This is a genomic window from Pseudogemmobacter sp. TB195, from assembly GCF_058313095.1.
The window spans coordinates 36,839-62,075 of record NZ_JBZEGG010000032.1 but is presented as its reverse complement, the minus strand read 5'-3'; the positions used below and the strand labels follow the sequence as shown (position 1 = coordinate 62,075).

The following is a 25,237-nucleotide window of genomic DNA, read 5'->3' as shown; positions in this document are numbered from 1 at the left end:
AGCGGCTCCCTATTAGCTCTGGCGCAAAACAATCCTAACAACCAGACAAACAAACACACAAGAAATAAAGTTGAATGAGGGGAATATTTTTACAAGCGGGCAGCGATTCCCGGTTCTCTGCTGCGGTTCAGCCGTCTGAGGCATCTGGTACAGCGCCAAACCTGACCCTTTGGCACGGTCCGCCTGGCCGGCAGGGTCGGCCACACGGCTGCGACGCCTGCTGTTTGCCCCGGAATCAGCGGAAAAACCTGATATCTTCGCCTCTCACATCCAGATTTTTCTGCGCCTGATCAGTCAGTTAAATGGGAACTGACAGGGGCAGTCTTCCCTATGGGAATAGTTTTTTCCTGGATGGTTGATTTTCATTTCGCTTGCTCGCAATGTAGCCCTGCACACCAGACCAGATCGGCAAGCGGTATGATCTGGCGCGGCAAGTGGTCTGCCCTCTGGTCCATTGGAACGGTACTTTTCTCGGTTGGCGCTTTTCTGCTGCGGGAAACTCAGCCCTCACAGCATGAAAGAAAGCCGGGAAGACCGGCAGCAAGGACCGGCGGGCAGGCGGAATAATCCGGCGCTTCCGGGACGCAGCCCTGCTGCGCGCGGAACTCCAAAAGACCGGAACGGCCGGCGACATGCCGGAAAGACCAGAAACCGGCCCCATGAGAGGAGCCGGACCCACAACAGGGAGTGCGTATATGGAAGAAACTGCCACGTTCTTCGCGGAACAGGTAAACCTCAGCCAGCTCGTCCAGAACCTCGTCTATGCGTCTGGTACGGTGGGGGCGCTGATGGTTGTCGCCGGGCTTTTAATGATCGACGCCGGCACAACGCGAAGCGCTAATCTCTACAACTCCACCATCGAGAAAATGGTGGGGTTTTTTATTGGATTCGCGACCTATTTCGCGGTCGGCTTCGGCTTCTGGGCCGGGCAATATTACATCATGGGCGGCGCCACGATGATGGATTCACTGAAGGACTGGTGGTTCTTCGGGACGCTGTCGAACGCCCATGCGCAAAATGTCGATCCCGCGGTCTGGCCGGGGCTGAACACCTTCCAGATCTTCATCTTCTTCCTCGCCACCTTTGCGGGGATCGTGAATGTGCTGCTGCATTTCGCGGTGTCGGAACGGATGAAGGCCTCGGCCTTTTACATCACCTGCGTGGTGGCAACGGTCGTCTCCTCGATCCTGAGCTGGGTGGTCTGGGGCTCGGTCGGGCCGCTGACCAATGCCGGCTTCCATGACTTCTTCGGGATCGGCTTCGTCTATATCTTCCCGACGGGGATCGCGATGGTGCTGGTGCCGCAGCTTGGCAAACGCCCCGGCATGTTCGCGCCCCATCCCAAGGTGCCCTCCTACCAGGCGCCGTCGATCGGCCTCGCGGCCACCGGCATCATCACCATCTTCTCGGGCCTGCCGATGGTGATTCTCTCCTGTCTGTTCTTTGTCGACCCGGAAGCCCGCGCGATTTCGGTCACCATGGCCGATACCTCGCTGGGGATTGCCTTCAACAACTATGCGCTGGCCTGGGCCGGTGGCGCCATCACCGGCGCGGCGATCTCGTATAAGACGAAGAACTACATCTACCTCCTGTTCGGACCGCTCGGCGGCTATGTCGCAGGTGCGCCCGGATTTGACGTCTGGCTGCCCTGGCAGATGTTCCTCGTGGCACTTGGCGCCCCACTGACCTGCTGGCTGGTCTATGACTTCACCTCGAAACGTCAGATCGACGAGCACAAGCTGTTCCCCCTCTTCATCGGCTGCGGCTTCTACGGCCTTGTGATGATTGGCCTCTTCAAGGCCGGCACACCGCGCGGCGGGTATTGGGGCATCACCGAAGGGCCCTTTGCCTATCAGCATGGCCATATCAGCCTGTTGATGCAGCTTGCGGGCTTTGCGCTGTGCCTTGGCGTCGGCATCATCACCGGGCTGATTCTGTCCGTGGTGCTCAAGGCGACGACCGGGCTGCGTGTGCCCGAAGAGGAGCAGGCCGAAGGGCTCGACAAGCTTCGCTGGGGGCTCGACAACGGCAAATAAGCCGGGCCTTCGCGTCCCTGACTGCAAGCCGGCGGGAGATCCTCCCGCCGGCTTTGCCCTGTCGCATCCATGGACCGCACAAGGATCGGGCAATTCCGCGCGCCGCGCCCGGAGACAGAAAGATGGCCAGGAAATTGTTCTCTGTCAGGAAACCTTTTTTTAACATGAATGTTGCTTTTCCGATCCCGACCTTCCAGGATGAGTCGCAACATTCATTAAGAAAACGACGGGAGGAATCATGACCAATTCCTGGAGATTCTCTGCACTCGGTGATCGCCACCGCGCGCTCGGCTCGGATATGGAAGACTGGAGCGGGATGGGCACGGCCTGGTCCTACAAGGTCGGTGACGCAGATGCCGAATATATGGCCATCCGCACCAAAGCCGGTCTGATGGACGTCTCGGGCCTGAAAAAGGTCTATCTGAACGGACCGGCCGCCAGCCACGTGATCGAACGCGCCACCACGCGCAACGTTGAAAAGATCATGCCGGGCCGCTCGTCCTACGCGACCATGCTGTCCGATGGCGGCAAATTCGTCGATGACTGCGTGATCTACCGCACCGGGCCGAACAATTTCATGGTCGTCCATGGCACCGGCAACGGCCATGAGCAGCTGGCCATGTACACCACCGGCCGCGATGTCGATATCCGCTTCGACGACAACCTGCATGACCTGTCGCTGCAGGGCCCGCTGGCCGTTGATTACCTGCAAAAGCACGTGCCAGGCATCCGTGACCTGAACTATTTCAGCCATATGCAGACCTCGCTTTTCGGCAAGCCCGTCATGATCTCGCGCACCGGCTATACCGGCGAGCGCGGCTATGAGATCTTCGTGCGCGGCCAGGATGCCGGCATGGTCTGGGACCGTATCCTGGAAGAAGGCGCCGATATGGGCATCATGCCCTGCCGCTTCACCACGCTCGATATGCTGCGGGTCGAAAGCTACCTGCTGTTCTACCCCTTCGACACGTCGGAGAATAACCCCTTCGACAACGAGCCGGGCGGCGACACGCTGTGGGAGCTGGGCCTCGATTTCACCGTCTCGCCGGGCAAGATCGGCTTCCGCGGCGCGGAAGAGCATTACCGCCTGAAGGGCAAAGAGCGCTTCAAGATCTGGGGCCTTAAGCTTGAAGGCAACAATGTCCCGGGCAATGGCGCGCCGGTGTTCAAGGACGGCAAGAAAGTGGGTGTCGTGACCCAGGCGATGCATTCGCCGCTGAACAACTGGACCGTCGCAATTGCGCGACTGCCGGTTGAATATGCCAATAACGACACCAAACTTGTGGTGAACTGCGAAACCCATGGCGAGATCGCGGCGACCAGCCATTCGATGCCGTTCTACGACGTCGAGAAAAAGCGCCGCACCGTCAAAGGCTGATATCGTCAAAGGCTGATCAGGTTCAGCCCTGTCTGTTCCCCTCCCCGCCGCGCAGTTTTGTGGCGGGGAGGTTCATCACCCTCCAGGGAGGAAGGCCCGCCAGAGGCTTTGGGGTGAGGAAGAGACATGAAGCCGATGCACCAGCCCTCGCGGGTGCATCATGCCAGAGCGAAAGAAGAAGAATGTCGCAAACGCAAGCAAATGACATCATGAGATCCCGGCCGCTCTATGGCCGCCTTGTTCCACGGCAGGGTTCCTCGCATTTCATTGTGGCCGATGGCGAAGGGGGCGAGGCTGTCGCCGCGCTTCTGACTGCCGCGCCGGATCTGAAATCCACGACCCATATCGTCTATATTCCCGGCACCAATGGCACCGATCTGACCACGATGGTCTCGGAGCTCGGAGCGCAGGTCTTCCACCCCGCGCCCAGCTATGCCTCTGCCTCGCAGCGCATCCGCAAAGTGCTGGGCGACGCGCATATGGGTCTGCAGCTTTACGCCGCCGGCACCGAGGGGCTGATCGGTCAGGTCCAGCGCGACGCGATCGCCGCCGGCCTGCCACATGACGCGCTCCAGACCGAGCAGCGCGGCTCGCTCGCGCGGCGCGTGCAATGCGTCCATTGCAAGGGCATCACCGAAAACGTGTCGCTTGACCCGTTTGTCTGCTCGCATTGCGGGCTCAACCTCTTCGTGCGCGACCATTATTCGCGCCGCCTCGCTGCCTTCCAGGGCGTCTGTATCGACGCGGAAGATCCCGGCGAAGTGCCCGCCTCCGAGGAGCGTTTCAAATGAGCGGCTCGACCAGATTGCCCGTGATCGTGACCGAAGTGGTCGAGGTCAACAGCCTGATCAAACGCTTCCGTTTCGTGCGCGAAGATGGCGGGCTGATGCCGGGTTTCTCGGGCGGCGCCCATACCGTCGTCGAGATGGATGACAATGGCACCCGCCGTCTGAACGCCTATTCGCTGATGTCGGACCCGTCGGACAGCTCGGGCTATGAGATTTCCGTGCGCCGGGACGAGACCGGGCGCGGCGGATCTTTGTTCATGCATTCTGGCGTGAAGCCCGGCATGAAGATGGTGATCTCGCAGCCGGTGAACCTCTTCGGGCTGGACCTGCGCGCGAAGAAACATCTGCTGGTCGCAGGCGGTATCGGCATCACGCCCTTCATCGCGCAGATGGCGCAGCTGGACACGCTCGGCCATAAGTTCGAGCTGCATTACGCCATGCGTGACCGGGAGCTGGGCGCCTATATGAAAGAGCTCTCCGCCCGTTACGGCGATCGGGTTCATCCTTATTACGACCTGGAGAAACAGGCGATCGACCTCGCGACCCTGTTGAAAACGCAGCCCCTTGGCACGCATCTCTATGTGTGCGGCCCCAAGGGGATGATCGGCTGGGTGCTTTCGACCGCTGAAAAGATGGGCTGGCCGAAAGGCGCGCTCCATTCCGAAGAATTCCTGGCACCCCCGGTGGGCGAGGCGTTTAAGGTCGAGCTGTCAAAGTCAAATATCACCGTCAATGTCGGCCCGACCCAGTCGATGCTTGAGGCGCTGGAAGCCGCCGGCGTCGATGCCCCCTATCTCTGCCGTGGCGGCGCCTGTGGCCAATGCGAATGCAAGGTCAACGCCGTCGAGGGCGAGATCCTGAATTATGATCACTGGCTTTCTGACGAACAGAAAGCCGCGAAATCCCATATCATGCCCTGCGTCTCGCGTTTCAAAGGCGAGCGCCTGGTGATTGAACTCTGAGGAGGATGCGATGAGCCTTGATGATGCGTTCAAAGACCCGTTCTTCCGCCACGAGAGCTTTTTCGGCGATTACACCTATCGCAATTCGCCCCATGCGGTGAACCGTTTCCCCTTCCCCTTCCCCGAAGACGACTACATGTATTCGGTGAATATGGAGCCCCATGTCGCAGGTCGACCCGGCTCGATCTTTGAACATTACTTTGACGTGGACGAGCATTACGTCTCGGAAATGCGGGACCGCGCCCGGGTGCTGGAGCAGGATCCGCTGCGCTGCCAGTCACTGCCACATATGACGCTGGCAGGCTGGGATCTCCTTGAGCTGATCATGGAGAAGTTCTCGGAGGAATATCCCCAGTGGTTCTCGCTGACGAAAGACGGGAACAAGTGGCACTGGGTCAACCGTCCGCTGGGGATCGACCAGAAGTTCACCTTCCTGGACGAATCGACCCTGCCGATGGGGCCGTTTGAATATATCACCCGCCAGGCCCAGGGCGATTTCACGCTGCAGGACCAGCGCGACGACAATCTCTGGATCGAAGCCGGCATGGTGACCAGCCAGGCCGACTGGAGCCTCGATTTCGACATCGGGATGAATTTCCACGAATGGCATGCGCCGGTGCCGCTGGCCCATGAAATGGGGATCTTTGACCGGGCGCTGAAATTCCTGCTCGCGCTTCAGTATGGGGCGCCGGTGCGGCGGTTCAACTGGACGATGACGGTCGATCCGCTGCTGGATACCAGCCCCGAGAATTACCACAAATGGGGCCCGTCAAAGACCACCATGACGCCCGAGACCATCGGCAAGCGCCAGCATCTGCGGGTGGAATTGCAGACGCTGATCCGGCTGCCGCGCTCGAATGCGATTGTTTTCCCGATCCGTTGCTACCTGATCAGCCTGGATGATCTGGTCACCAAGCCGAAATGGGCGCGGCGTTTCCACCGGGTGATCAAAACCGTCCCCGACGAGCTGGCGACCTATAAGGGCTTCATCCGCAACAAGCCGATGATCCTCGACTATCTGGCGAAATATGATGATGGCGCGCCAACCTCGCCCGGCTGGTGGCCAGAAGACTGAGCCGAAGACGGAGCCGAAGACTGACCCGGAAACGAGAATGACCCGGCGCCGCCCCTCCCCCGGGCGGCGCTGGCTTATCTGCACCGGGCTTGCCATATAGCAGGCATGGAAGAGCTGCCCGTCACCGAGATTCTGCCTGACCTGCGTGCGGCGCTGGCCCGCGCGGGGCGGGCCGTTCTGCAGGCCCCGCCAGGGGCCGGCAAGACCACGCTGGTGCCGCTCGACCTGCTGAAATCAGGGCTGTTCGCGCAAAAAATCCTGATGCTGGAACCGCGCCGCCTCGCCGCCCGCGCCAGTGCCGAGCGCATGGCGGAAACCCTTGGCGAAAAGATTGGCGAAACCGTCGGCTACCGCATCCGGGGCGAGGCGAAGGTTTCGGGCGCGACCCGGATCGAGGTGGTGACCGAGGGCATTCTGACCCGGATGATCCAGTCTGACCCCGAACTGCCGGGGATCTCCTGCATCATCTTTGACGAATTCCACGAACGCTCGCTCCATGCCGATTTCGGCCTTGCGCTGGCGCTGGAAGTCCGTGCGGCATTGCGCCCCGATCTGGCGCTGCTGGTCATGTCGGCAACGCTTGATGCGGGCCCGGTTGCAGCCCTGATGAGTGATGCGCCGATGATCACGGCAGAGGGCCGCGCCTTTCCTGTCGAGACCCGCTGGCTGCCGCGCCCGGTTGATGCCTCGATGCGGTTTGATGCCGCCATGGCCGGGCTGATCGCCCAGGCACTGGAGGAAACCTCCGAAGGCGGTCTGCTGGCCTTCCTGCCCGGTGAGGGCGAGATCCGGAGGGTTGAGGCGCGACTGCAGGACATCCCCGGGATCGCATTGCGCCCGCTGTTTGGCGCAATGGATTTCCAGGCGCAGCGCGCAGCACTTGCGCCGGTCGAAGGTCTCAGGCGCGTCGTGCTGGCGACCTCGATTGCGGAAACCTCGCTGACTTTGCCTGACATCCGTGTGGTGGTCGATGGTGGGCGTGCGCGCCGCGCGTGGTTCGACCCGGCTTCGGGCATGTCGCGGCTGGTGACCGAGCGCGTCACCCGCGCCGAGGCCGAACAACGCCGCGGCCGCGCCGGCCGGGTTGCGGCAGGCATCTGCTACCGGCTCTGGACCAAAGGCGAGGAAGGCGGGCTTCTGGCTTTCCCGCCGCCCGAGATCGCTTCGGCCGATCTGACCGCGCTCGCGCTGGAACTGGCGGAATGGGGATCGGATGATCTGCCGTTCCTCACTCCGCCGCATCCCGCCACCCTGCGCGAGGCACGCGAGCTGCTGATCACGCTCGGGGCGCTGGACGGGGCGGGTTCAATCACCGCTCACGGGCGCCGGCTCTCACGCCTGCCGCTGCATCCCCGCCTTGGTCATATGCTGATGATCGCCGGCCCCGATGCCGCGCGCCTTGCGGCGCTGGCGGAAGAGCGCGACCCGATGCGCGGCGCCGGGCCCGATCTGATGCTGCGCCTCAAAGCCATTGAACGCCCGCCCGAAACCGCCAGTCGCGCGGTGATCGAACGGATCCGCCAGGAGGCGAAGCGCCTCGCGCGCGCGGTGCCTGAGGGCGCGCGCCCCGGGCTTTCGGTCGCGCAATGGGCGGCGCTGGCCTGGCCAGACCGTATCGGGCTCCGACGCAAAGGCGACGCACCGCGCTACCTTCTGGCCAATGGCAAGGGTGCGGTGGTCGGCACCGGCACCGCGCTGGCCAAAGAACGGCTGATCATTGCAACCGACCTCGATGGCGATCTGCGCGAGGCCACGCTGCGCCTTGGGCTGGCCATCAGCGAGGAAGAGCTGCGCGAGATCCATGGCCCGGCGATCACCTGGTCCGATGAGGTGATCTGGAACAGCCGTGAAAACCGCGTCCAGGCCCTGAAACGCGAGCGCTTTGGCGCGCTGGTGCTGGCCGAGCGCCCCTGGCCAGACGCGCCCGCTGCGGCGCTCGCCCGCGCGGCGCTGGACGGTCTGCGCGAAAACGGGCTGTTCTGGTCGCCCGCCGCCGCGCGGCTGCGCGCCCGTATCCGCCTGACCCGTGACGAGACCTGGCCCGAGGTCAGCGACGAGGCGCTGCTGGCCAGCGCCGAGGACTGGCTCCTGCCGCATCTGACCCGCGCCCGCAGCCTGTCTGACCTGAAGGCCCTGGATCTGATCGAGCCCCTGAAAGCCCATATCGGCTGGGACCACATGGCAGAGGTGAACCGCCTTGCGCCCGCCCATTTCACCACGCCTCTGGGGCGCGAGGTGCCGATCGATTATGACGGCGACCACCCCGCGATCGAGGTCCGTTTACAGGAAATGTTCGGCGTCAGCCGCCATCCGGTGGTCGGCCAGAACCGGCTGCCCTTGCGCATCACGCTTCTGTCGCCGGCGCGCCGTCCGGTGCAGGTGACGCTGGATCTGCCGGGTTTCTGGGCCTCGTCTTACGCCGATGTCAGAAAGGATATGCGCGGGCAATATCCGAAACATCCCTGGCCCGAAGACCCGCGCGAAGCAGAGCCTACCTTGCGCGCCAAACCCCGCAGCTGATCCCCCTTCCCGCCGTCAGTAGCCCAGGATAGGGATGCTGGCGCTAACGGAGGAACGACAGCCATGAGCCTCACCATGACCCGCCAGGAAGCGACACGCGCCCGCTGGGCGCTGGCCGCGATGTTTGCCGGCGGCGGTATGCTGGTGGGCGCCTGGGCCCCCCAGATCCCGCTTTTGTTGCCAAAGCACGGCATCGACAAGGCGGTGCTGGGCCTGCTGATCCTGGGGCTTGGGGTGGGGGCGATGCTTGCGATGCTGGTCGCGGGCAAGGCGATCCAGAAATATGGCACGCTGCCTTTGCTCCGCCTCGCGGCGCTGGCCCAGGCGCCGGTGCTGCCGCTGGTGGTCTACGCGCCCTCGCTGCCGCTGCTCGCGCTGGCGATGGTGATCTTTGGCCTGATGATGGGCCTTCTCGATGTGCTTGCGAATTCCAATGCGGTCGAGATCGAACGGCGTCTTGGGCGGGCGGTGATGTCATCGCTGCACGGGTTCTGGAGCCTTGGAGGCTTTACCGCCGGCACGCTCGGGGCATGGATCATCTCGAAAACCTCGGCTGAGACCCAGTCCCTGGTGGCTGCGGGGGCGATTGCCGCGCTGGTTCTTGTCGCGATGCCCTTCCTGCGCGGTGACCCGCCCGAGGGGTCGCCCCAGCCGGGGACTGCGGCCGCAGTGAAGGACAGTTTCCTGCCGAAAGATCCCGGCATCTGGATCCTTGGCCTGATGGCGCTGATGGCCTTTGTGCCGGAAGGATCCATCCTGGACTGGGGCGCGCTTTATCTTGGCGAAGCCTTTGGCGCCGATGAGTTCACCGCAGGCCTTGGATTTGCGTTTTTCGCGGCGACCATGGCGATCACCCGCTTTCTCGGCGACCGGCTCAGGAATATCTTTGGAGGCGTGCGGATCTTCTTTGTCTCGGGTCTGATAGCAGGGGTCGGGATGGCACTGGCCGCCGCCGCGCCCGGGTCCTGGATTGCGATCTTCGGCTTTGCCATTTCCGGGCTCGGCTGCGCCAATCTGGTGCCGGTGATCTTTTCTGCCGCCGGCAATTATCCCGGCCAGCGCGCCGGGGCGGCTTTGTCAGTGGTGACGATGGTGGGCTACGCAGGGATCCTGATGGCGCCCGCCTCGATCGGCTGGCTGGCCGAGCATTTCGGCCATCGCGTCACCTTCGGCGGCCTAGCTGTGATGATCTTCGGACTTGCGGCGCTGGCCGGACGAACCGCCAGCGCCGATGATCGCCAGGTGGTGTGAACTGCCCGCAGACCGGAGGCTTCAGACCCCGAGGCACCAGCGCATCACGGCCTTTTGCGCGTGGAGCCGGTTCTCGGCCTCGTCGAAAATCACCGAATGCGGGCCATCCATCACGGCGCTGGTCGCCTCGTCATTGCGGTGCGCCGGCAGGCAATGCATGAAGAGCGCATCGGGTTTGGCACGGCTCATCAGCTGTTCATTGACCTGATAGGGGCGCAGCTGGTTGTGCCGGCGTTCGCGCGCGGATTCCGGGTCATGCATCGAGACCCAGGTGTCGGTGACCACCAGATCGGCGCCCTCAATCGCGGTGAAGGGATCGCGCTGGATGGTGACTTTTGAACCTTTCGAGCGCGCGAAATCCAGCCATTTCCCTTCGGGATCAAGCGTTTCCGGCCCGGTGAAAGTGAAGTCAAAGCCAAACTGCCCGGCCGCATGCAGAAAGCTTGCACAGACATTGTTGCCGTCGCCGGCCCAGACCACCTTACGCCCCCTGATCGGACCGCGATGTTCTTCATAGGTCTGGATATCAGCGAGGATCTGGCAGGGATGGGTGCGGTTTGTCAGCCCGTTGATCACCGGCACCGTGGCATGTTCCGCCATCTCGAGAAGCGTGTCTTCCTCGAAGGTACGGATCATGATCAGGTCGACATAGCGCGAGAGCACTTTGGCGGTATCGGCAATGGTCTCGCCATGGCCGAGCTGCATTTCCTTGCCGGAAAGCACCATGGTCTCGGCCCCGAGCTGGCGGGCGCCGACATCAAACGAGACGCGGGTACGGGTCGAGGGTTTCTCAAAGATCAGAGCGACCATGCGGCCTTTCAGCGGCTGGTCATCATCAGGCGTGCCTTTCGGGCGATCCTTGCGGGCGGCCTTCATCGCATGTGCCTGGTCCATCATCGCCCGGAGATCATCGGTCGAAGTGGTGTGGATATCGAGGAAATGTTTCATTTCGGTTCGCTTTTTTGACAGGTCGGGCAGCGGGGGCCAGCCCCCGCACCCCCGGGATATTTAAGGACAGATGAAATCAGGCCGCCTTCAGACTCGTCGCCACCTGGTCGAGGCGGGTAAGCGCCTCGGTGATGTCTGCATCGGGAATATTGAGGGCCGGGAGCAGGCGCAGGACATTATCGGCTGCGGCGACCGTCAGGAGGCCAGCCTGGTAGCCTGCAGTGACCACATCGCCCGGCGCAAGGACGCATTTCAGCCCGAGCATCAGGCCCTCACCGCGGACTTCGGTGAAAATATCCGCGTGGCGCGCGACGAGGGATTCGAGCCCCTGACGCAAAAGCGCCGATTTGCGCGCGACCTCGGCAAGAAAGGCGGGGTCGGAGATGATTTCGGTGAGTTTTGCGCCCACCGCACAGGCCAGCGGGTTGCCGCCATAGGTCGAGCCATGGGTGCCTGCGACCATGCCTTTGGCGGCGCGTTCCGTGGCCAGCACCGCGCCCAGAGGGAAGCCGCCGCCGATGCCTTTGGCGACCATCATGATATCAGGCGTGACGCCCTTCCATTCATGCGCGAAAAGCCGTCCGGTGCGGCCCATTCCGCATTGCACCTCGTCGAGGATCAGAAGCGTGCCGGTCTTGTCGCAAAGTGCCCGGATTTCCTGCAAAAGCGCATCGGGCATCGGGCGGATGCCGCCCTCGCCCTGGATCGGCTCGATGATCACGGCGCAGGTCTGGCCGGTGATGGCGGCGCGGATCGCGTCGGCATCATTCCAGGCCAGCTGCTGGAAACCTTCCATCAGCGGGCCATAGCCCTTGACCATCTTTTCCGCCCCTGAAAGCGCGATGGCACCGGTGGAGCGGCCGTGGAAAGCGCCTTCAAAAGCGATGAAGCCGGTCCGCTCCGGCTGGCCATTCTCGTAATGGAATTTCCGCGCCATCTTGATCGCAAGCTCGGCAGCTTCCGTCCCGGAATTGGTGAAGAAGACGGTGTCGGCAAAGGTCCGGTCGACCAGCAGCTCTGCCAGCTTTTCCTGTTCCGGGATCGTGTAGACATTCGAAACATGCCAGAGCCGCCCCGCCTGTTCGGTCAGCGCGGCCACCAGCTCTGGCGCGGCATGGCCAAGCGCATTCACCGCGATCCCGGCGCCGAGGTCCAGATATCGGCGGCCGTCGCGCGCCTCCAGCCAGCTGCCCTCGCCCTTCACGAAGGACAAAGGCGCGCGGTTATAGGTGGGAAGCACGGGCGTGATCATGGAATTACCCTCAGGAATGGAAGCCAAAGGCGTAAAGCCGGGGCAATGGGGGTGTCAACATGCGGATTCTATTCCAGCGTGGTGACGGGTCCGTGGACAGACAGATACAGCTCTGTCGGGATATGCGGGGGATTGCCCTGAATGACCGGCGGGCAAGCCGGGACCAACGCCTCAGCGGCGTCGCGAATGAATAAGCTGTTTCGCATTCATGGTCATGCCTGTCTGATAAAACGACAGTGGCGCTTTGTAAACGGGAATGCGGGGGATCTGTGCGCAGGATTTTGCGCGGCGGGGCTTTTGTGCGGCGGAGATTTTGCACGGGGGAGGTTTTGCACGGGGGGTCACGCCATGCGAGGATCGGCGGATGCGTGATCCCCTGATTCTGCCCCTGACCCTGACCGGCTGGCGCCACAGCATCCACACTGCCATCGTGCGGCTGACCCTTGCGGAAAAAGGCGTGGCAGTGCGTTTCACCGAGGTTGACCCGTTCAGGACGCCTGATGCGGCGGGGCTTTCCCCCTTTGGCATGGTGCCGGTGCTGCGCCAGGGGGATTTCACGCTTTATGAGACCGGGGCGATCTGCCGCTGGATTGATGAGGGCTTCCCGGGCCCTGCCCTGCAACCCGGGGATCCGAAGGCGCGGGCCCGAATGGTCCAGGCCATCGTCATCATGGATGCGCATGGTTTTCGGCCGATGCTGCGCGACCATTACGGGGCGGGGGTCTTTGCGCTGTCCGAGGGCGAGCCGCCGGATCCGGCGCGGGCCGCGGCCGGGCTCCGCGCCGCGATGCCGGTTCTGGCCGCGCTTGACGTTATCGCGGCTGAGGGTCTGGTGATGTCCGGTCCGCTGACCCTTGCCGATCTGCATCTGGCGCCGATGTTTGCAGGCTTTATCCGCAGCCCCGACGGAGCCGCGGCGGTGGCCGGCTTTCCGGCGTTGCACAACTGGTGGCAACGGCAGGCAAAACGCCCTCATCTCGCCACCTGCCTCGCCCCTTTATCGGACCATAAATCCGGACACGCGATCAGTAACGGGATTTGATTCGCTATCCCCTTGCGGCCCGCTGCCCCCTCCCCTTATTATGCAGCGGTTATCAGACAGGCGGAGAGGCATATGTCCTGGACGGACGAGCGGGTTGAAACCCTCAAGCGCATGTGGGGCGAGGGTCAGTCGGCCAGCCAGATCGCCAAGGAACTTGGCGGCGTCACCCGCAATGCAGTCATCGGCAAGGTCCACCGGCTGGGCCTTTCTAACCGCGTAGGCGGCAAGGATGACGAAGAGGCCGCGCCGGCTCCGGCAGCAGCGGCCCCGCCGCCACGCCCGGAACCCGTCGCCGAGGCGGCCCCGGCTCAGCCGGCGCCGCCGCGTGAAGAGCCCGCACCGGCGGCACCGCGCGCAGCCCCTGCGCCATCGGCGGCTCCGGTGTCGAATGTCACGCCCCTGCCACTCCGCAAGGCCATCGTGCCCGCAGGTCAGCCGCTGCCGCCGCAGCCCTCGCTCAACGAGATCAGCCCCGAGGCGCTGGCTTCGGTGCGCGAGGTCGAAAAGCGTGCCCGTAAGCTATCATTGATGGAACTGACCGAGCGCACCTGCAAATGGCCGATCGGCGACCCGGCAACCGATGATTTCTGGTTCTGTGGCCTGCCTTCGCTGCCCGGCAAACCCTATTGCGAGGCCCATGTCGGCGTCGCCTTCCAGCCGATGAGCGCCCGCCGCGACCGCCGTCGCTGATCCCTCCAGGCGTTTTTCGCCCGGGCACCGGAATGACAAAAGCCCGCAGGAGAAATCCTGCGGGCTTTTCGCGTCGCCCCGGTTGCTGAGACGTCCCGGCCTGCTGAGACCAGGCAAGCCAGAAAGCCGGAGGGCTGGAAAATCAGAAAGCCGGGTTGAGCTTTGTCTCGAACGCCCCGGTGATATCGCGGCAAAGTGCAGGATCCGGTTCTTCCTGGTCCCAGTCTGTGACCGAACAGACCCTGCCGCTGAAGCTGCCGCTGATCGCCCCGGCCTGTCCGTCAAACGCGTAGCGGGTGACCGTGACCTCCGGCGGGCTGGCCAGAAGGCTGGCAAAGAAGGGTGGCTGCTGCCCGGCCGGATACCAGGTGATTTCGGGCTTCAGCACCGGCTCGGCGCCTTCGCCCGGCCAGCCGAACGCGAGGTGGAAGAACGGCCCACTGCCATCCGGCTCCTGCCCGCCCGAAACGGCCACAATCGTTTCATTGCCCGTCTGCGTACCATCAGCAACCGAAGCCGTGCCGACCCTGACCGTGTCGAACAGGAAGCTGACCGTCATGAAGTCATGGCTTTCGCCGTCGCTTTCCAGCCTGATCCAGCCATCGACCTGCTGGCCGGTGACCTGCTCCATCTCCTCCCCCTCTTCCTGGGCCAAAGCCGGGGTCGCGGAAAAGACCGCAGGAATGGCCGCAGAGAGGATCACGGAAAGAAGGGCGGCAGAACAGACAAGGCGCATGGCGCGGATCCCCGGAAAGAGGTGAAAACTGCGGGTAAACTGGCGGCGCGGGGTCGGGATGTAAAGCCGTGATCCGGATATGGAAAACCCGCCCATGGCACAGCCGGGGCGGGTTCGGTTTGGTCCCGGGAATAGATCAGCCGCGCCGGATCGCCGCGCCGAGCCCGTTCATCAGCGTCTCGAAGATCGGGAAAGAGGTCACGATGGGCGAGCCGTCATCAACGGTAATCTCGCGTTTCGCGGCCATGCCGGCGACGAGGAAGCTCATGGCAATGCGGTGATCAAGATGGGTCTTGCAAGTGGCGCCGCCCGGCATCCCGCCCGCGCCCATGCCATGGACGATCAGCACGTCTTCCTCTTCCTCGATCTTCACACCGCAGGCCTCAAGGCCGCGCGCCATGGCGTCGATCCGGTCGGATTCCTTGACGCGGAGCTCTTTGACGCCGCGCATGGTGGTGACGCCTTCGGCAAAAGACGCCACGACCGAGAGGATCGGATATTCGTCGATCATCGACGGCGCGCGCTCTTCCGGCACTTCGATGCCTTTGAGGTCGGGCGAGAAACGGACGCGCAGATCGGCCACCGGCTCGCCGCCCTCTTCGCGCGGGTTTTCAAAGTCGATCAGCGCGCCCATCTCGACCAGGGTCAGGTAAAGCCCGTTGCGGGTGAGGTTCTGGCTGACGCCCGGCACGCGGATATCCGAGCCCTCGGTGATCAGCGCGGCACAGACCGGGAACGCGGCCGAAGACGGATCACGCGGCACGGCCACACTCTGCGGGCGCAGTTCGGGGCGGCCTTTCAGCGTGATGACATGGCCTTCTGCGGTTTTTTCAACGGTCAGATCGGCACCGAATCCCAGCAGCATGCGCTCGGAATGATCGCGGGTCGGTTCGCGCTCGATCACGACGGTCTCACCGGGCGCGTTCAGACCCGCAAGCAGCACGGCGGATTTCACCTGGGCCGAGGCGACCGGAAGCGTATAGCGCACCGGAACCGGATCGGCGGCACCAACCACGGTCATCGGCAGACGGCCGCCCTTGCGCCCGTAAGCTGCGGTTCCAAACAACGACAACGGGTCGGTCACCCGCCCCATCGGCCGTTTCCTGAGGCTCGCATCCCCGGTGAAGGTGGCCGAAATCGGCGTCGTCGCCATGGTCCCCATGATCAGCCGCACGCCGGTTCCGGAATTGCCGCAGTCGATCACATCGGCAGGTTCCTGAAAGCCGCCGACGCCAACGCCGTTTACCGACCAGATCCCCTCGCCATGGCGGGTCACGGTCGCGCCGAAAGCGCGCATCGCTTTCGCGGTGTCGATCACATCTTCGCCTTCGAGGAGACCGGAGATTTTCGTCTCACCGACAGCCATGGCGCCGAAAATAAGCGAGCGATGCGAGATTGACTTGTCGCCAGGCACCGATGCCACGCCTTTCAGCGGCCCGCTTTTGGCGGAAATCATCACCTGTGCGTCACCATGGCCAGACATATTTCTCTCCCGTCCCCGCAAATGCCCCTGCCTGATAGCGCAAGCAGAAGAGGGGGTCCAGCATCGCGGCGGCATGAGAAGCGGAAAGCGCAGATGCCTCCGGCGGGAGTATCCGGATCAGGTTGAACTCCCTGCCCCGTCTGGCCGGACCACTCCAGGCGGAGCGTTCCGCGGTCTTACGCCCGACGGAAGGTCAGGTAATGCGGGAAGCGGCCTTCACGAAAGGCCTTTTGCTCGTAACGGGTCGAGATCCAGTCATCCCAGGCACCGCCATCGCCGGCTTCATGATCAAGCCGGAAGCCGGCTTCGGGCACTTCCTCATGCGCCTGACGGACGTAATCGGGGATATCGGTCGCGATGCGAAATTCGGTCGCGGGCGCCATCACGCGGTGCAGCGCGCGCAGATAGCCTTGCGTCACAAAGCGGCGGCGGTGGTGGCGGGCTTTCGGCCAGGGATCAGGGTAATTGAGGAAGGTCTTGCCGATCACCCCATCCGGGAGCACGTCAAAAAGGTCACGCACGTCGCCCGGATGGATCGAAAGATTCGTCACCCCGGCGGCGCGGATCTTGCCGATCAGCATCGCCACCCCATTCACAAAGGGCTCGCAGCCGATCAGGTGGATTTGCGGGTTCAGCGCCGCCATATGCACCAGATGTTCGCCGCCGCCAAAGCCGACCTCCAGCCAGAGCGGAAGGCCACCGAATTGCGTCAGATCCAGCGGCGCACGGGCCGGGTTTTCGTCGCGGGTGACGCCCCTCAGCCGCAACGTCTCGAGATCATTGGCCAGATAGTCCTTCTGGCTCGCCCTCAGCGTCTTGCCTTTTGAGCGGCCGTAGAAATTGCGGCGGGGCTCGGCTGGGTGCTGTTCCGGGGCAACGGGATCGGACATCGGGCGGGCCTCTGGCGGGGTGCGGTCAGGGCGCGCGTCTAAGCGCCGCGCGGCACCGGGTCAAGCGCAGGCCGGCCGGGATGCATGAAAAAGGGCGCCGCTATGGGCGCCCTTTTCAAAGATTGGCAGGCTGACCGGCCTCAGACCGCAGCTTTGAGGGCGGCGACGAGATCGTCGCGCTCCCAGGAGAAGCCACCATCCGCTTCCGGCGCGCGGCCGAAATGGCCATAGGCCGAGGTCCGGGCATAGATCGGGCGGTTCAGACCCAGATGGGTGCGGATACCACGCGGCGTCAGATCCAGCACTTTCGGGATCGCAAGCTCGATCACGCTGTCAGGGACCGTGCCGGTGCCATGGGTATCGACATAGATCGACTGCGGCTCGGCCACGCCGATGGCATAGGAGACCTGCACCGTGCAGCGATCCGCAAGGCCGGCTGCGACGATGTTTTTCGCGAGGTAACGCGCGGCATAGGCGGCCGAACGGTCAACCTTTGTCGGATCTTTCCCCGAAAACGCTCCGCCACCATGGGGGGCTGCGCCACCATAGGTGTCGACGATGATCTTGCGCCCCGTCAGACCCGCATCGCCATCCGGACCGCCGATCACGAAAGACCCGGTCGGGTTGACATGCCAGACGGTCTTTTCAGTGATCCAGCCCGAGGGCAGCACTTCGCGGATATAGGGCTCCACGATGGCGCGGATATCATCCGAGCTTTGCGCGATATCGGAATGCTGGGTCGAGAGCACGATCGAGGTCGCCTCGACGGGCAGCCCGTCCTCGTAGCGCAGCGAGAGCTGCGATTTCGCGTCCGGCCGCAGCGTCGGTTCGGCGCCGGATTTGCGCACTTCGGCCAGGCGGCGCAGGATCGCATGAGAATACTGGATCGGCGCCGGCATCAGTTCGGGCGTTTCGCGGCAGGCATAGCCGAACATGATGCCCTGATCGCCTGCCCCGTCCTTATCAACGCCCTGCGCGATATGCGCCGATTGCGGATGCAGCAGATTGGTGACTTTGAGCGTTTTCCAGTGGAACTCGTCCTGCTCGTAGCCGATATCTTTCACACAGTCGCGCACGATGGTCTCGACGCGCTCCAGCATAGAGGTCAGCGCGGCCTTGTCGCTCAGACCGACCTCGCCGCCCACGACCACGCAATTCGTCGTGGCGAAGGTTTCACAGGCGACGCGGGCATTGGCTTGCTCGGTCAGGAATGCGTCCAGCACGGCGTCGGAGACGCGATCGCAAACCTTATCGGGATGCCCCTCCGACACGGATTCGGAGGTGAAGACATAGTTCTTGCGGCTCATTGGGGAAGTGCTCCGTTGGAAAGGACCGCGTCACGCCAGGAAGCCGTTGTGACGGTGTGTCATTGCGCTTAGCGCCCACGGGGCCAACAATCAAGCTCCAGGTCGGCCGGCGGCCCGGCGGCGGGCGGAAAGTGCCCGAACCACAAGGCCAAACAGCAGGAAAACCAGCATGGGCGCCTCGCCGGCACTGCGCAGCATCCGCGCATAAGGGGGCGGCTCCATCGGGCCGGGAAGCTGCGCGTCGATCACGCCCTGCAGCCCGAGGCCAAGATGCGCGGGCCGGCCATCGCGGTCTGTCGCGACAAAGCCGCGCGCATCGACCACCGCCGAGATCCCGGTATTGGCGGCGCGGATCAGCGGCAGCCCCTGTTCAATCGCGCGCAGCCGGGTCTGGGCGAAATGCTGATACGGCCCGGTCAGGGTGCCGAACCAGGCGTCATTGGTGGCCTGCAAGATCCAGTCGGGGCGCTCATCCGTGACCAGATCGCCTGGAAAGATCGCCTCATAACAGATCAGCGGCAGCGCCCGTCCCCCCATGGTGCCAAAATCCAGCAGATTGCGCGCGAGCCCCGCCGAATAGCCCGCCCCGGCCTGGCTTGCAAAAGCGCGGATGCCGAAACGATCATAAAGCAGATCCCCCATCGGCATATATTCCCCGAACGGCACCAGATGGATCTTGTCAAAAGTCTGTGAGATGCGCCCGCCCGGGCCAAAGACGCCCAGCGTGTTCCAGGCCGCCGCACCTTCGTCGCGCTGATACCCGGCAACGACCAGCGCCTCGCCTCCGGCCTGCGCGATCGACAGCGCGGCGCCATCGCCTTCGGTCACCAGATAGGGAACCGAAGTCTCGGGCCAGATCACCAGATCTGCCCGGGCGCCGGCGGTCATCGACAAGAGCCGCGTGAAATTGCTGCGCGCCTCTTCGGGGTCCCATTTCAGGTTCTGCGCGATATTGGGCTGCACGATGCGTATCACCATGTCGCGCGGCGCAGGTTCGGGCAGGGAAAGCCGGTAGCCCGACCAGCCGACCCCGAGCCCGAGAATGGCAGTGGAAACCGCCCCTCCCCGCCGCCAGCCATAAGAGAATGGTGCGGCCAGCGCGATCAGCGTCAGCGCCGTCATGCCATAGCCGCCCATAAGCGCGCCCATCTGCACCAGCGCGGTATCGAGCCAGATATGGCCCGGCAAGGACCAGGGAAAGCCGGTGAAGATGAAACCGCGCGCCAGTTCCGTCAGCGAAAGCGCCAGCGCGAAGGCCATTGCCCCCCCGCCGGCACGCCGCGCGATCAGCCCGGCAAGGCCCCAGAACAGCCCCAGACCGAAGGCGATCAGCAAAAGCGCGAAAGGCGCCATCCAGCCATGCCGCCAGGGATCAACGAAAAACGGCTGCACGATCCAGTTGAGCGAAAGCCCGAACCAGCCGGCTCCGGCAAAGAGCCCGCGCCAGAAGGCCTCGCGCCCGGTCTTTGCCGCGCCCACCCGCCTGAGGATCAGCACCAGCGCCACCAGCGCCACCGGCCAGAGGCCAAAAGGCGAAAGGCCCAGCGCCGCCACAGCACCGATGACAAAATCACGCAGCCTCTGATGCCAGAGGCGATTGCGCTGAGGCTGCATGAATTCTGTCCCTGTTCAGTTTCCCGCCGCGATGCCCGCCGGAACGCCCGCCGCCTGCGGCAGCCGCAGCCTGAGCCGCTTGATCCGGCGCACGTCAGCATCGACCACCTCGATCGTGGCGCCGTTTTCCAGCACCACCATCTCGCCCCTCACCGGCACATGGCCGGTGCGCAGGAACACCAGCCCGCCCAGAGTGTCGATATCATCATCTTCCGCAAGGCCCCGCAGCCGGACGCCATAAGCAGCCTCCAGATCCTCAAGCTCCGCCGTGGATTGCGCAAGGATGACGCCCGGGCTTTCCTCTTTCCACAAAAGCCCGGCGACCTCGTCATGCTCATCCTCGACCTCACCGATCACGGCTTCGATCAGATCCTCAAAAGTCGCCAGCCCATCGACGCCGCCATATTCGTCGATCACCAGCGCCATATGTGCGCGTTCCTTTTGCATCTTCTGCAAAAGCACCGCCGCCGGCATCGAGGGCGGCGCAAAGAGGATCGGCCGCAGCAGGTCTTTCAGGGTGAAGGCCTCGGTTGCCCCGAAACCAAAACGCAGCGCCACATCCTTCAGAAGCACAAGCCCAAGCGGGTGATCAAGGCTTTCCTCATAGACCGGCAGGCGCGAAAATCCGTGGCTTCGGAACACACGGACCAGATCCTCCAGCCCGGTATCAAGCGCAACCGCCACGATCTCGGCCTTGGGAATGGCCACGTCATCGACGCTGACCTCGGCCAGCAGGGCAAAGGCCTGCTCGCCCTGGGTCAGCGCGGCCCCCTCGGCATCTGTGCCCGAGAAAGCCGAGATCAGGCGGCCGAAAAAGCCCCTGGGGCCACTTTGCCCGCCACCGGGCAGTGCTGCCGGTGTATTCCCCTGTCCCGCATTATCCTGCGGAACCGTTGTTCCCGCTAATGCCGCCGCATCCTGCGCCGTAACCGGCCCGTCGCTGCTACTGCCCATTGTCCCTTTGTCCAGAGCCACCCGTTATGTGGGTGCGTTTCAATATGGGTCAGGAATGCCCAGACCCGCAAGTATCCGCGTCTCGAGATTTTCCATCACAGCCGCATCTGCGTCATCAATATGATCATAGCCGAGAAGATGCAAAATCCCGTGAACCATCAGATGGGTCACATGTTCCCGCGGATCCTTGCCCTGATCTGTGGCCTCGCGCATGCAGGTCTCGTAAGCAATGGCGATATCGCCGAGCTCCCCGGGATCCTCAGCGTCACCGGGCTCCGGCAGGTCGGGAATGCCACCGGCCTCCTCCGCCGCGCGCTCCTCCGAGGGCCAGGACAGGACATTGGTTGGCACAGGTTTGCCGCGAAATTCGGTGTTGAGCGCGGCGATCCTTTGGTCATCGCAGCCGAGCAGCGAGATCAGGAAGCCGGTCGGGGAAAGCCCCAGCTGCGCAAAGACTGCGGCCGCAGCCGTTTCGGCAAGGCCATCCAGCCCAAAAGCCTGCCAGCGCGTATCTTCAAAGACAATATCAAAGATTGGGTCCATGAGAGTCGCGCTATCCCGCTGCTTCGCGCAAGGCAAGGGAAGAAAAAACAGGGGCCCGTCGCCCCGCGCGGAAAAGCCGCTCATCCCAGGAATGTTCAGGTGTCTGATCCGGGGCTTTGATGGTGCGATCCATCTTTGGAGTGGAAAGATGAAGAACCTCGATGAGCTGAACGCCTGGCTGCTGGTCACATGCGTGGTGTATGCCAAGGCGCATCGCCATGTGGAGGAGGCCGAAAAGAAGATCTGGGAAATGTTCGAGGCTGAGCGCTCCCACCTCGTCCCTTGCGTTGGCCGCTCCGACTGCCTCCACAGCGTGCCAGCCCACCCGACAATTGTTCTCGAACCAATTGCGAACAAGATCTCGTATGTCGAAGATCTGCACAGTTCGGTCCGACAACAACAAATACTCGGTCTTGGCGACCGCAGTCGGACGTCCCGTTGATGTGCACGTCTATGCCGTGGGATCGTCATCCGGCAGGATAGTGTAGTCGTCGGAGAGCATGCGCGCGCCTCCGGACGCGGTCAGACGCTCTATGATCCCTGGCACTATGTGCCTGTTCTGGCAAACAAACCCGGCGCGGCTCGTGCAACGGTGCCCAGCTCAAGGACTGGGTTCTGCCGCCTGCCATGGCCGCGATCCGGAGCAAGCTGAAGGGCAGCGATGACAAAGACCGGCAAATGGTCCAGATCCTGAGTTGCGTGTCCGATGACGGGCTGCAGGCCGTTGAAGCCGCCTGCCGAGAATCCGTGGATCAGGGCGTCCATTCCGCGCCTGTCGTTATCAACATCCTCGCCCGACGACACGACCCGGTCGCCACGTCTACTAACCCCCACCGCGCGGCGCCTGACCCGCGAACCCGTGGCCGATTGCGCCTGGCTGACGACAGACTCAGGAGGACCAGCGACTTGGAATGCACTCAGATCTCAGACCTGATAGGCAGTCTCAGGCTTTACGGGAGGCTCGAGAACCGCACCCGGCCCGCCCCCACTCTGTGAGCTGTTCCGTCGGCTCAGGCCCAGAACTCGACGCAGCATAGAGGGAGAGTTTTGCGGGCCGATTGACAGCAAGCACGCCAAACTGTGCCATGGGCGCTGACGGCGGACAGACAGCCACGTCCGGATTTCCATCTGGGAGATCAGGTTAAGGGTGAGATCCCGCTCGATGCGATCACTCTTAACGATCAGCTTTCTCGCGATCATCAAGGCTTCCGACCGCAACCCGGTGTGCTATGGCAACTGCGGCATGGCGACAGTTACGGATCGCCCCGGCAGGCGGCGGCGCCAGCGGCAGACACTGCTGCGCCGGAAAAGAGGCAGATACCTGCCCCTGGAGACGCCCGTCAGGCGCAGGACGCATAGCCAGTGAGGGGTGCTTTTGACGCATCTGTGCGTTATGCCGGGATGACGCCCTCACCCATCCCTGTGTCTGAAAATCACAAAAAGGCGCAACTGGCTGCAACTCTCGTCAGAACTCGCCCCGGCGCCGTGCTCCGGGGTGGTCTTTTGTGCCGAAATCCTCCGGCCGCGATCAGGCAGACGCTTCGTCTTTTTCCCAGGCATCGATGATACGGGCGACCAGCGGGTGGCGCACGACATCGGCCGAGTTGAAATAGTTGAAGCTGACGCCCCGGACCCCTTTCAGGATCCGCTCCGCCTCAGCCAGACCCGAAGTCACGCCGCGTGGCAGATCGACCTGGGTGCGGTCACCAGTGACCACCATCCGCGAGCCCTCGCCAAGCCGCGTCAGGAACATCTTCATCTGCATCGCCGTGGCGTTCTGCGCCTCGTCCAGCACCACGAAGGCATTGGACAGGGTGCGCCCGCGCATGAAGGCCAAAGGCGCGATTTCAATGCGCTTCTCGGCGAAGAGCTTCTCGACCTGGCGCGCCGGAAGGAAGTCGTTCAGCGCGTCATAGAGCGGCTGCATATAGGGATCGACCTTCTCCTTCATATCGCCGGGGAGGAAGCCGAGCCGCTCGCCGGCCTCGACCGCAGGGCGCGAGAGCACGATCTTTTCAACCGCGCCGGAGATGAACATTGTCACCCCGACCGCAACCGCGAGATAGGTTTTTCCCGTGCCTGCCGGCCCGATGCCAAAGCCCAGCTCATGTTTGAACAGGTTCGCCACATAGGCTTTTTGCGCCTCGGTGCGGGGCTCGATCGGCTTTTTGCGGGTGCGCAGCTCCATCCCGGGAGTGAAGAGTTCGATCTGCTCGCCATCGCGCGGCTGCGCCGGGATCGACAGGCGCAGCGCGCCATCGACATCGCCGGCTTCAACACTGCGGCCGGCCTCGAGCCGGGCATAAAGCGCACGCAGCACAGCCGCTGCCTGCTCTCGTGCAGCCGGAGCGCCGACCACCGTCAGGCGGTTGCCGCGCCTGAGCACATGGACCCCCAGCTGATGCTCGACCTGGGCCAGATTGCGGTCATATTCACCGCAAAGCCCGATCAGGAGCCGGTTGTCGGGAAATTCCAGGACGGTTTCCACCATGTCCTCGGGGCTGGTCGGGGGGGTCAGCGCGCTGATGCCCAAATGGGCCTCCTTCCTGCAAGAGCCTTAATCACGATGCTGCGCCTCAACGCGGCATCTGGCAAGACCTTTCATTGCCACCACCAGATCTTGCGGATGAAGATCAGAATCTGATGACAATCTGTACAATATGGGACGCCCTGCGCCGGAGGGAAGGCCCCGGATGTGAAAACGGGCCGCAGGTTCCCCCGCAGCCCGTCAAAGTCAGGGTTCTGACTGCGTGTTTCAGTTCGTGCGGCGCACAACCACGGTCTTGCGGCCCGGGCCAGAGACACGGTCCCGGATCCCCGGATTGGCCGACTGGTAATCGCCCAGCACAGTGCCCGGAGGATATTTGTCATTGCAGATCGGCAGGCCCGATACCGGGTCGAAACGCGGCGTCGAATAGCCTTCAAGGCCGTCATCGATGATCCAGTTCTGGCAGCCATCCGGATCATAGGCGATGGCGGCGCGGCCATTTTGCAAAACGCCGCGGTCGCGGCCTTTGTCCACACCGGTCGCGATCACCGAATCCGGGCCGTAATAGGCCCGGGTGCCTTCAAAGCTCTCGGCACAGCCGGCCACCAGGCCAGCCCCGAGCAGCACTGTCACAAGTTTCATGCTCATGCCCCCTTACCAGCGATAGCAGACGATTTCGACGCGGCGATTCTTCGCCATGCCAGCAGCGGTCGAGTTGGTGGCGATCGGATTACGCTCGCCGAAACCGATCTCGCGCTCAACCGAGGCACCGACCGAACGGGCCACATCCGCCACCGCTTTGGCGCGACGCTGCGAGAGGCTCATATTATACTCATCCGAGGCGCGGCTGTCGGTATGACCGTAGATCGCGTAGCCAAACGCATCGGTTGAAGAGAAGAAATTCGCCAGCCTTTGCCGCCCGGCTTTGGTGAGCTTCGCGCTGTCAGTCGCGAAAAGCTGATCGGTGTTCTCGTTCAGGCAGAGGTTCTTTTTCAGGCAGACCGGCTTGCCGGTTTTCGGATCGCGGCGCGGCACCATATAGCCTTCGAGACCGCCATCGGCCCACCAGTGCATACAGCCGTCATCATCGACCCAGACGCCCCATTCGATCTGGCCGGTGACCACGGTGCGATCAATCGTGCTTTGCGACAGGGCAGCACTGCCCCCGGAAATCGCAATTGCCAGCGCGGTCGCCCCAAGGCTCATTCGAGCGCCCATCTTCCGCGCGGCGCGTGAAAGCATATTCACAGCCAGCCCCCCTGTTCTCTTGTGCAGCAGCT

Annotated in this window: 21 protein-coding genes, 1 pseudogene and 1 riboswitch; of the genes and pseudogenes, 10 read left to right on the top strand and 12 right to left on the bottom strand. The window is 63.3% G+C overall.

Annotated elements, in window-relative coordinates:
• Positions 1-695: 695 nt before the first annotated feature.
• The 7 genes from AC4FS3_RS24985 to AC4FS3_RS24955 all read left to right on the top strand — a co-directional run bounded on the left by AC4FS3_RS24985 (position 696) and on the right by AC4FS3_RS24955 (position 10,010).
• A complete protein-coding gene (locus AC4FS3_RS24985) occupies positions 696-2,036 on the top strand; it encodes an ammonium transporter family protein (RefSeq protein WP_283177260.1) in 1,341 nt (446 codons plus the stop codon).
• Positions 2,037-2,274: 238 nt separating this feature from the next.
• Positions 2,275-3,414 carry an aminomethyl transferase family protein gene (locus tag AC4FS3_RS24980; RefSeq protein WP_283177259.1) on the top strand — a complete coding sequence of 380 codons (1,140 nt, stop codon included), beginning with the start codon at positions 2,275-2,277 and terminating at the stop codon, positions 3,412-3,414.
• Positions 3,415-3,596: 182 nt separating this feature from the next.
• Entirely contained in the window at positions 3,597-4,205 is a 609-nt protein-coding gene (locus AC4FS3_RS24975) for a dimethylamine monooxygenase subunit DmmA family protein (protein WP_491022762.1), read from the top strand.
• Positions 4,202-5,164: a PDR/VanB family oxidoreductase gene (locus tag AC4FS3_RS24970; protein ID WP_491022761.1), complete on the top strand. Its 963-nt coding sequence runs from the start codon at positions 4,202-4,204 to the stop codon at positions 5,162-5,164. Before AC4FS3_RS24975 ends, AC4FS3_RS24970 begins: the two co-directional genes overlap by 4 nt.
• Positions 5,165-5,174: 10 nt before the next feature.
• Positions 5,175-6,239, top strand: coding sequence for a heme-dependent oxidative N-demethylase family protein (locus tag AC4FS3_RS24965; RefSeq protein ID WP_491022760.1), 1,065 nt, complete (start codon positions 5,175-5,177; stop codon positions 6,237-6,239).
• 105 nt (positions 6,240-6,344) lie between these two features.
• Positions 6,345-8,759 carry an ATP-dependent helicase HrpB gene (gene hrpB / locus AC4FS3_RS24960; protein WP_491022759.1) on the top strand — a complete coding sequence of 805 codons (2,415 nt, stop codon included), beginning with the start codon at positions 6,345-6,347 and terminating at the stop codon, positions 8,757-8,759.
• A gap of 63 nt (positions 8,760-8,822) precedes the next feature.
• Positions 8,823-10,010: an MFS transporter gene (locus AC4FS3_RS24955; RefSeq protein WP_491022758.1), complete on the top strand. Its 1,188-nt coding sequence runs from the start codon at positions 8,823-8,825 to the stop codon at positions 10,008-10,010.
• Positions 10,011-10,031: 21 nt separating this feature from the next.
• Here AC4FS3_RS24955 and argF read toward each other — a convergent pair whose 3' ends face one another.
• Together argF and AC4FS3_RS24945 are read right to left on the bottom strand one after the other, a co-directional pair.
• Positions 10,032-10,958: an ornithine carbamoyltransferase gene (gene argF, locus AC4FS3_RS24950; protein WP_283177254.1), complete on the bottom strand. Its 927-nt coding sequence runs from the start codon at positions 10,956-10,958 to the stop codon at positions 10,032-10,034.
• A 76-nt stretch (positions 10,959-11,034) separates the two neighbouring features.
• Complete coding sequence (locus AC4FS3_RS24945) at positions 11,035-12,210, bottom strand: aspartate aminotransferase family protein (RefSeq protein WP_491022757.1); 1,176 nt, start codon at positions 12,208-12,210, stop codon at positions 11,035-11,037.
• Between the two features lie 364 nt (positions 12,211-12,574).
• On the opposite strand from AC4FS3_RS24945, the gene AC4FS3_RS24940 reads away from it, so the two are divergent.
• Positions 12,575-13,252: a glutathione S-transferase family protein gene (locus AC4FS3_RS24940; protein ID WP_491022756.1), complete on the top strand. Its 678-nt coding sequence runs from the start codon at positions 12,575-12,577 to the stop codon at positions 13,250-13,252.
• A 72-nt stretch (positions 13,253-13,324) separates the two neighbouring features.
• Positions 13,325-13,942 carry a GcrA family cell cycle regulator gene (locus AC4FS3_RS24935; RefSeq protein ID WP_092895961.1) on the top strand — a complete coding sequence of 206 codons (618 nt, stop codon included), beginning with the start codon at positions 13,325-13,327 and terminating at the stop codon, positions 13,940-13,942.
• 142 nt (positions 13,943-14,084) lie between these two features.
• Here the strand turns inward: AC4FS3_RS24935 and AC4FS3_RS24930 are convergent, their stop codons facing one another.
• The 7 genes from AC4FS3_RS24930 to ybeY form a co-directional block, all read right to left on the bottom strand.
• Positions 14,085-14,774 carry a hypothetical protein gene (locus AC4FS3_RS24930; RefSeq protein ID WP_491022755.1) on the bottom strand — a complete coding sequence of 230 codons (690 nt, stop codon included), beginning with the start codon at positions 14,772-14,774 and terminating at the stop codon, positions 14,085-14,087.
• 40 nt (positions 14,775-14,814) lie between these two features.
• The gene (aroA, locus tag AC4FS3_RS24925; RefSeq protein ID WP_491022754.1) at positions 14,815-16,161 is read right to left on the bottom strand and encodes a 3-phosphoshikimate 1-carboxyvinyltransferase; all 1,347 of its coding nucleotides are present in this window, start codon (positions 16,159-16,161) and stop codon (positions 14,815-14,817) included.
• A 176-nt stretch (positions 16,162-16,337) separates the two neighbouring features.
• Positions 16,338-17,051, bottom strand: coding sequence for a tRNA (guanine(46)-N(7))-methyltransferase TrmB (trmB, locus tag AC4FS3_RS24920; RefSeq protein ID WP_491022753.1), 714 nt, complete (start codon positions 17,049-17,051; stop codon positions 16,338-16,340).
• Between the two features lie 140 nt (positions 17,052-17,191).
• A complete protein-coding gene (gene metK / locus AC4FS3_RS24915) occupies positions 17,192-18,358 on the bottom strand; it encodes a methionine adenosyltransferase (RefSeq protein WP_491022752.1) in 1,167 nt (388 codons plus the stop codon).
• Between the two features lie 8 nt (positions 18,359-18,366).
• Positions 18,367-18,416, bottom strand: a riboswitch (SAM-SAH riboswitch).
• 32 nt (positions 18,417-18,448) lie between these two features.
• Positions 18,449-19,972: an apolipoprotein N-acyltransferase gene (lnt, locus tag AC4FS3_RS24910; RefSeq protein WP_491022751.1), complete on the bottom strand. Its 1,524-nt coding sequence runs from the start codon at positions 19,970-19,972 to the stop codon at positions 18,449-18,451.
• A 15-nt stretch (positions 19,973-19,987) separates the two neighbouring features.
• Positions 19,988-20,926, bottom strand: coding sequence for a CBS domain-containing protein (locus AC4FS3_RS24905; RefSeq protein WP_491022750.1), 939 nt, complete (start codon positions 20,924-20,926; stop codon positions 19,988-19,990).
• Positions 20,927-20,965: 39 nt separating this feature from the next.
• The gene (gene ybeY, locus AC4FS3_RS24900) at positions 20,966-21,469 is read right to left on the bottom strand and encodes an rRNA maturation RNase YbeY (protein WP_491022749.1); all 504 of its coding nucleotides are present in this window, start codon (positions 21,467-21,469) and stop codon (positions 20,966-20,968) included.
• A gap of 145 nt (positions 21,470-21,614) precedes the next feature.
• Here ybeY and AC4FS3_RS24895 point away from each other — a divergent pair.
• Positions 21,615-22,403: pseudogene (locus tag AC4FS3_RS24895) on the top strand (Mu transposase domain-containing protein); the annotation flags it as partial.
• 594 nt (positions 22,404-22,997) lie between these two features.
• On the opposite strand, the gene AC4FS3_RS24890 reads toward AC4FS3_RS24895, so the two are convergent.
• The 3 genes from AC4FS3_RS24890 to AC4FS3_RS24880 all read right to left on the bottom strand — a co-directional run bounded on the left by AC4FS3_RS24890 (position 22,998) and on the right by AC4FS3_RS24880 (position 25,199).
• Positions 22,998-24,002 (bottom strand): PhoH family protein, encoded by a 1,005-nt coding sequence (locus tag AC4FS3_RS24890; RefSeq protein WP_491022748.1) that lies wholly within the window; start codon positions 24,000-24,002, stop codon positions 22,998-23,000.
• 222 nt (positions 24,003-24,224) lie between these two features.
• On the bottom strand, positions 24,225-24,599 hold the full coding sequence (locus AC4FS3_RS24885) for a hypothetical protein (RefSeq protein WP_092895945.1): 375 nt from the start codon (positions 24,597-24,599) through the stop codon (positions 24,225-24,227).
• A gap of 12 nt (positions 24,600-24,611) precedes the next feature.
• Positions 24,612-25,199, bottom strand: a complete 588-nt coding sequence (locus tag AC4FS3_RS24880) for an OmpA family protein (protein WP_491022763.1) — start codon at positions 25,197-25,199, stop codon at positions 24,612-24,614.
• Positions 25,200-25,237: the final 38 nt, after the last annotated feature.

Bases quoted from the DNA above. Each gene is read 5' to 3' on its own strand.
- AC4FS3_RS24935 (WP_092895961.1), top strand. From the start codon at position 13,325: ATGTCCTGGACGGACGAGCGGGTTGAAACCCTCAAGCGCATGTGGGGC.
- AC4FS3_RS24880 (WP_491022763.1), bottom strand. From the start codon at position 25,199: ATGCTTTCACGCGCCGCGCGGAAGATGGGCGCTCGAATGAGCCTTGGG.
- AC4FS3_RS24945 (WP_491022757.1), bottom strand. From the start codon at position 12,210: ATGATCACGCCCGTGCTTCCCACCTATAACCGCGCGCCTTTGTCCTTC.
- AC4FS3_RS24965 (WP_491022760.1), top strand. From the start codon at position 5,175: ATGAGCCTTGATGATGCGTTCAAAGACCCGTTCTTCCGCCACGAGAGC.
- AC4FS3_RS24955 (WP_491022758.1), top strand. From the start codon at position 8,823: ATGAGCCTCACCATGACCCGCCAGGAAGCGACACGCGCCCGCTGGGCG.
- ybeY (WP_491022749.1), bottom strand. From the start codon at position 21,469: ATGGACCCAATCTTTGATATTGTCTTTGAAGATACGCGCTGGCAGGCT.
- AC4FS3_RS24905 (WP_491022750.1), bottom strand. From the start codon at position 20,926: ATGGGCAGTAGCAGCGACGGGCCGGTTACGGCGCAGGATGCGGCGGCA.
- lnt (WP_491022751.1), bottom strand. From the start codon at position 19,972: ATGCAGCCTCAGCGCAATCGCCTCTGGCATCAGAGGCTGCGTGATTTT.
- metK (WP_491022752.1), bottom strand. From the start codon at position 18,358: ATGAGCCGCAAGAACTATGTCTTCACCTCCGAATCCGTGTCGGAGGGG.
- AC4FS3_RS24930 (WP_491022755.1), bottom strand. From the start codon at position 14,774: ATGGGCGGGTTTTCCATATCCGGATCACGGCTTTACATCCCGACCCCG.
- AC4FS3_RS24980 (WP_283177259.1), top strand. From the start codon at position 2,275: ATGACCAATTCCTGGAGATTCTCTGCACTCGGTGATCGCCACCGCGCG.
- hrpB (WP_491022759.1), top strand. From the start codon at position 6,345: ATGGAAGAGCTGCCCGTCACCGAGATTCTGCCTGACCTGCGTGCGGCG.
- trmB (WP_491022753.1), bottom strand. From the start codon at position 17,051: ATGTCCGATCCCGTTGCCCCGGAACAGCACCCAGCCGAGCCCCGCCGC.
- AC4FS3_RS24975 (WP_491022762.1), top strand. From the start codon at position 3,597: ATGTCGCAAACGCAAGCAAATGACATCATGAGATCCCGGCCGCTCTAT.
- AC4FS3_RS24940 (WP_491022756.1), top strand. From the start codon at position 12,575: ATGCGTGATCCCCTGATTCTGCCCCTGACCCTGACCGGCTGGCGCCAC.
- AC4FS3_RS24970 (WP_491022761.1), top strand. From the start codon at position 4,202: ATGAGCGGCTCGACCAGATTGCCCGTGATCGTGACCGAAGTGGTCGAG.
- argF (WP_283177254.1), bottom strand. From the start codon at position 10,958: ATGAAACATTTCCTCGATATCCACACCACTTCGACCGATGATCTCCGG.
- AC4FS3_RS24985 (WP_283177260.1), top strand. From the start codon at position 696: ATGGAAGAAACTGCCACGTTCTTCGCGGAACAGGTAAACCTCAGCCAG.
- AC4FS3_RS24885 (WP_092895945.1), bottom strand. From the start codon at position 24,599: ATGAAACTTGTGACAGTGCTGCTCGGGGCTGGCCTGGTGGCCGGCTGT.
- aroA (WP_491022754.1), bottom strand. From the start codon at position 16,161: ATGTCTGGCCATGGTGACGCACAGGTGATGATTTCCGCCAAAAGCGGG.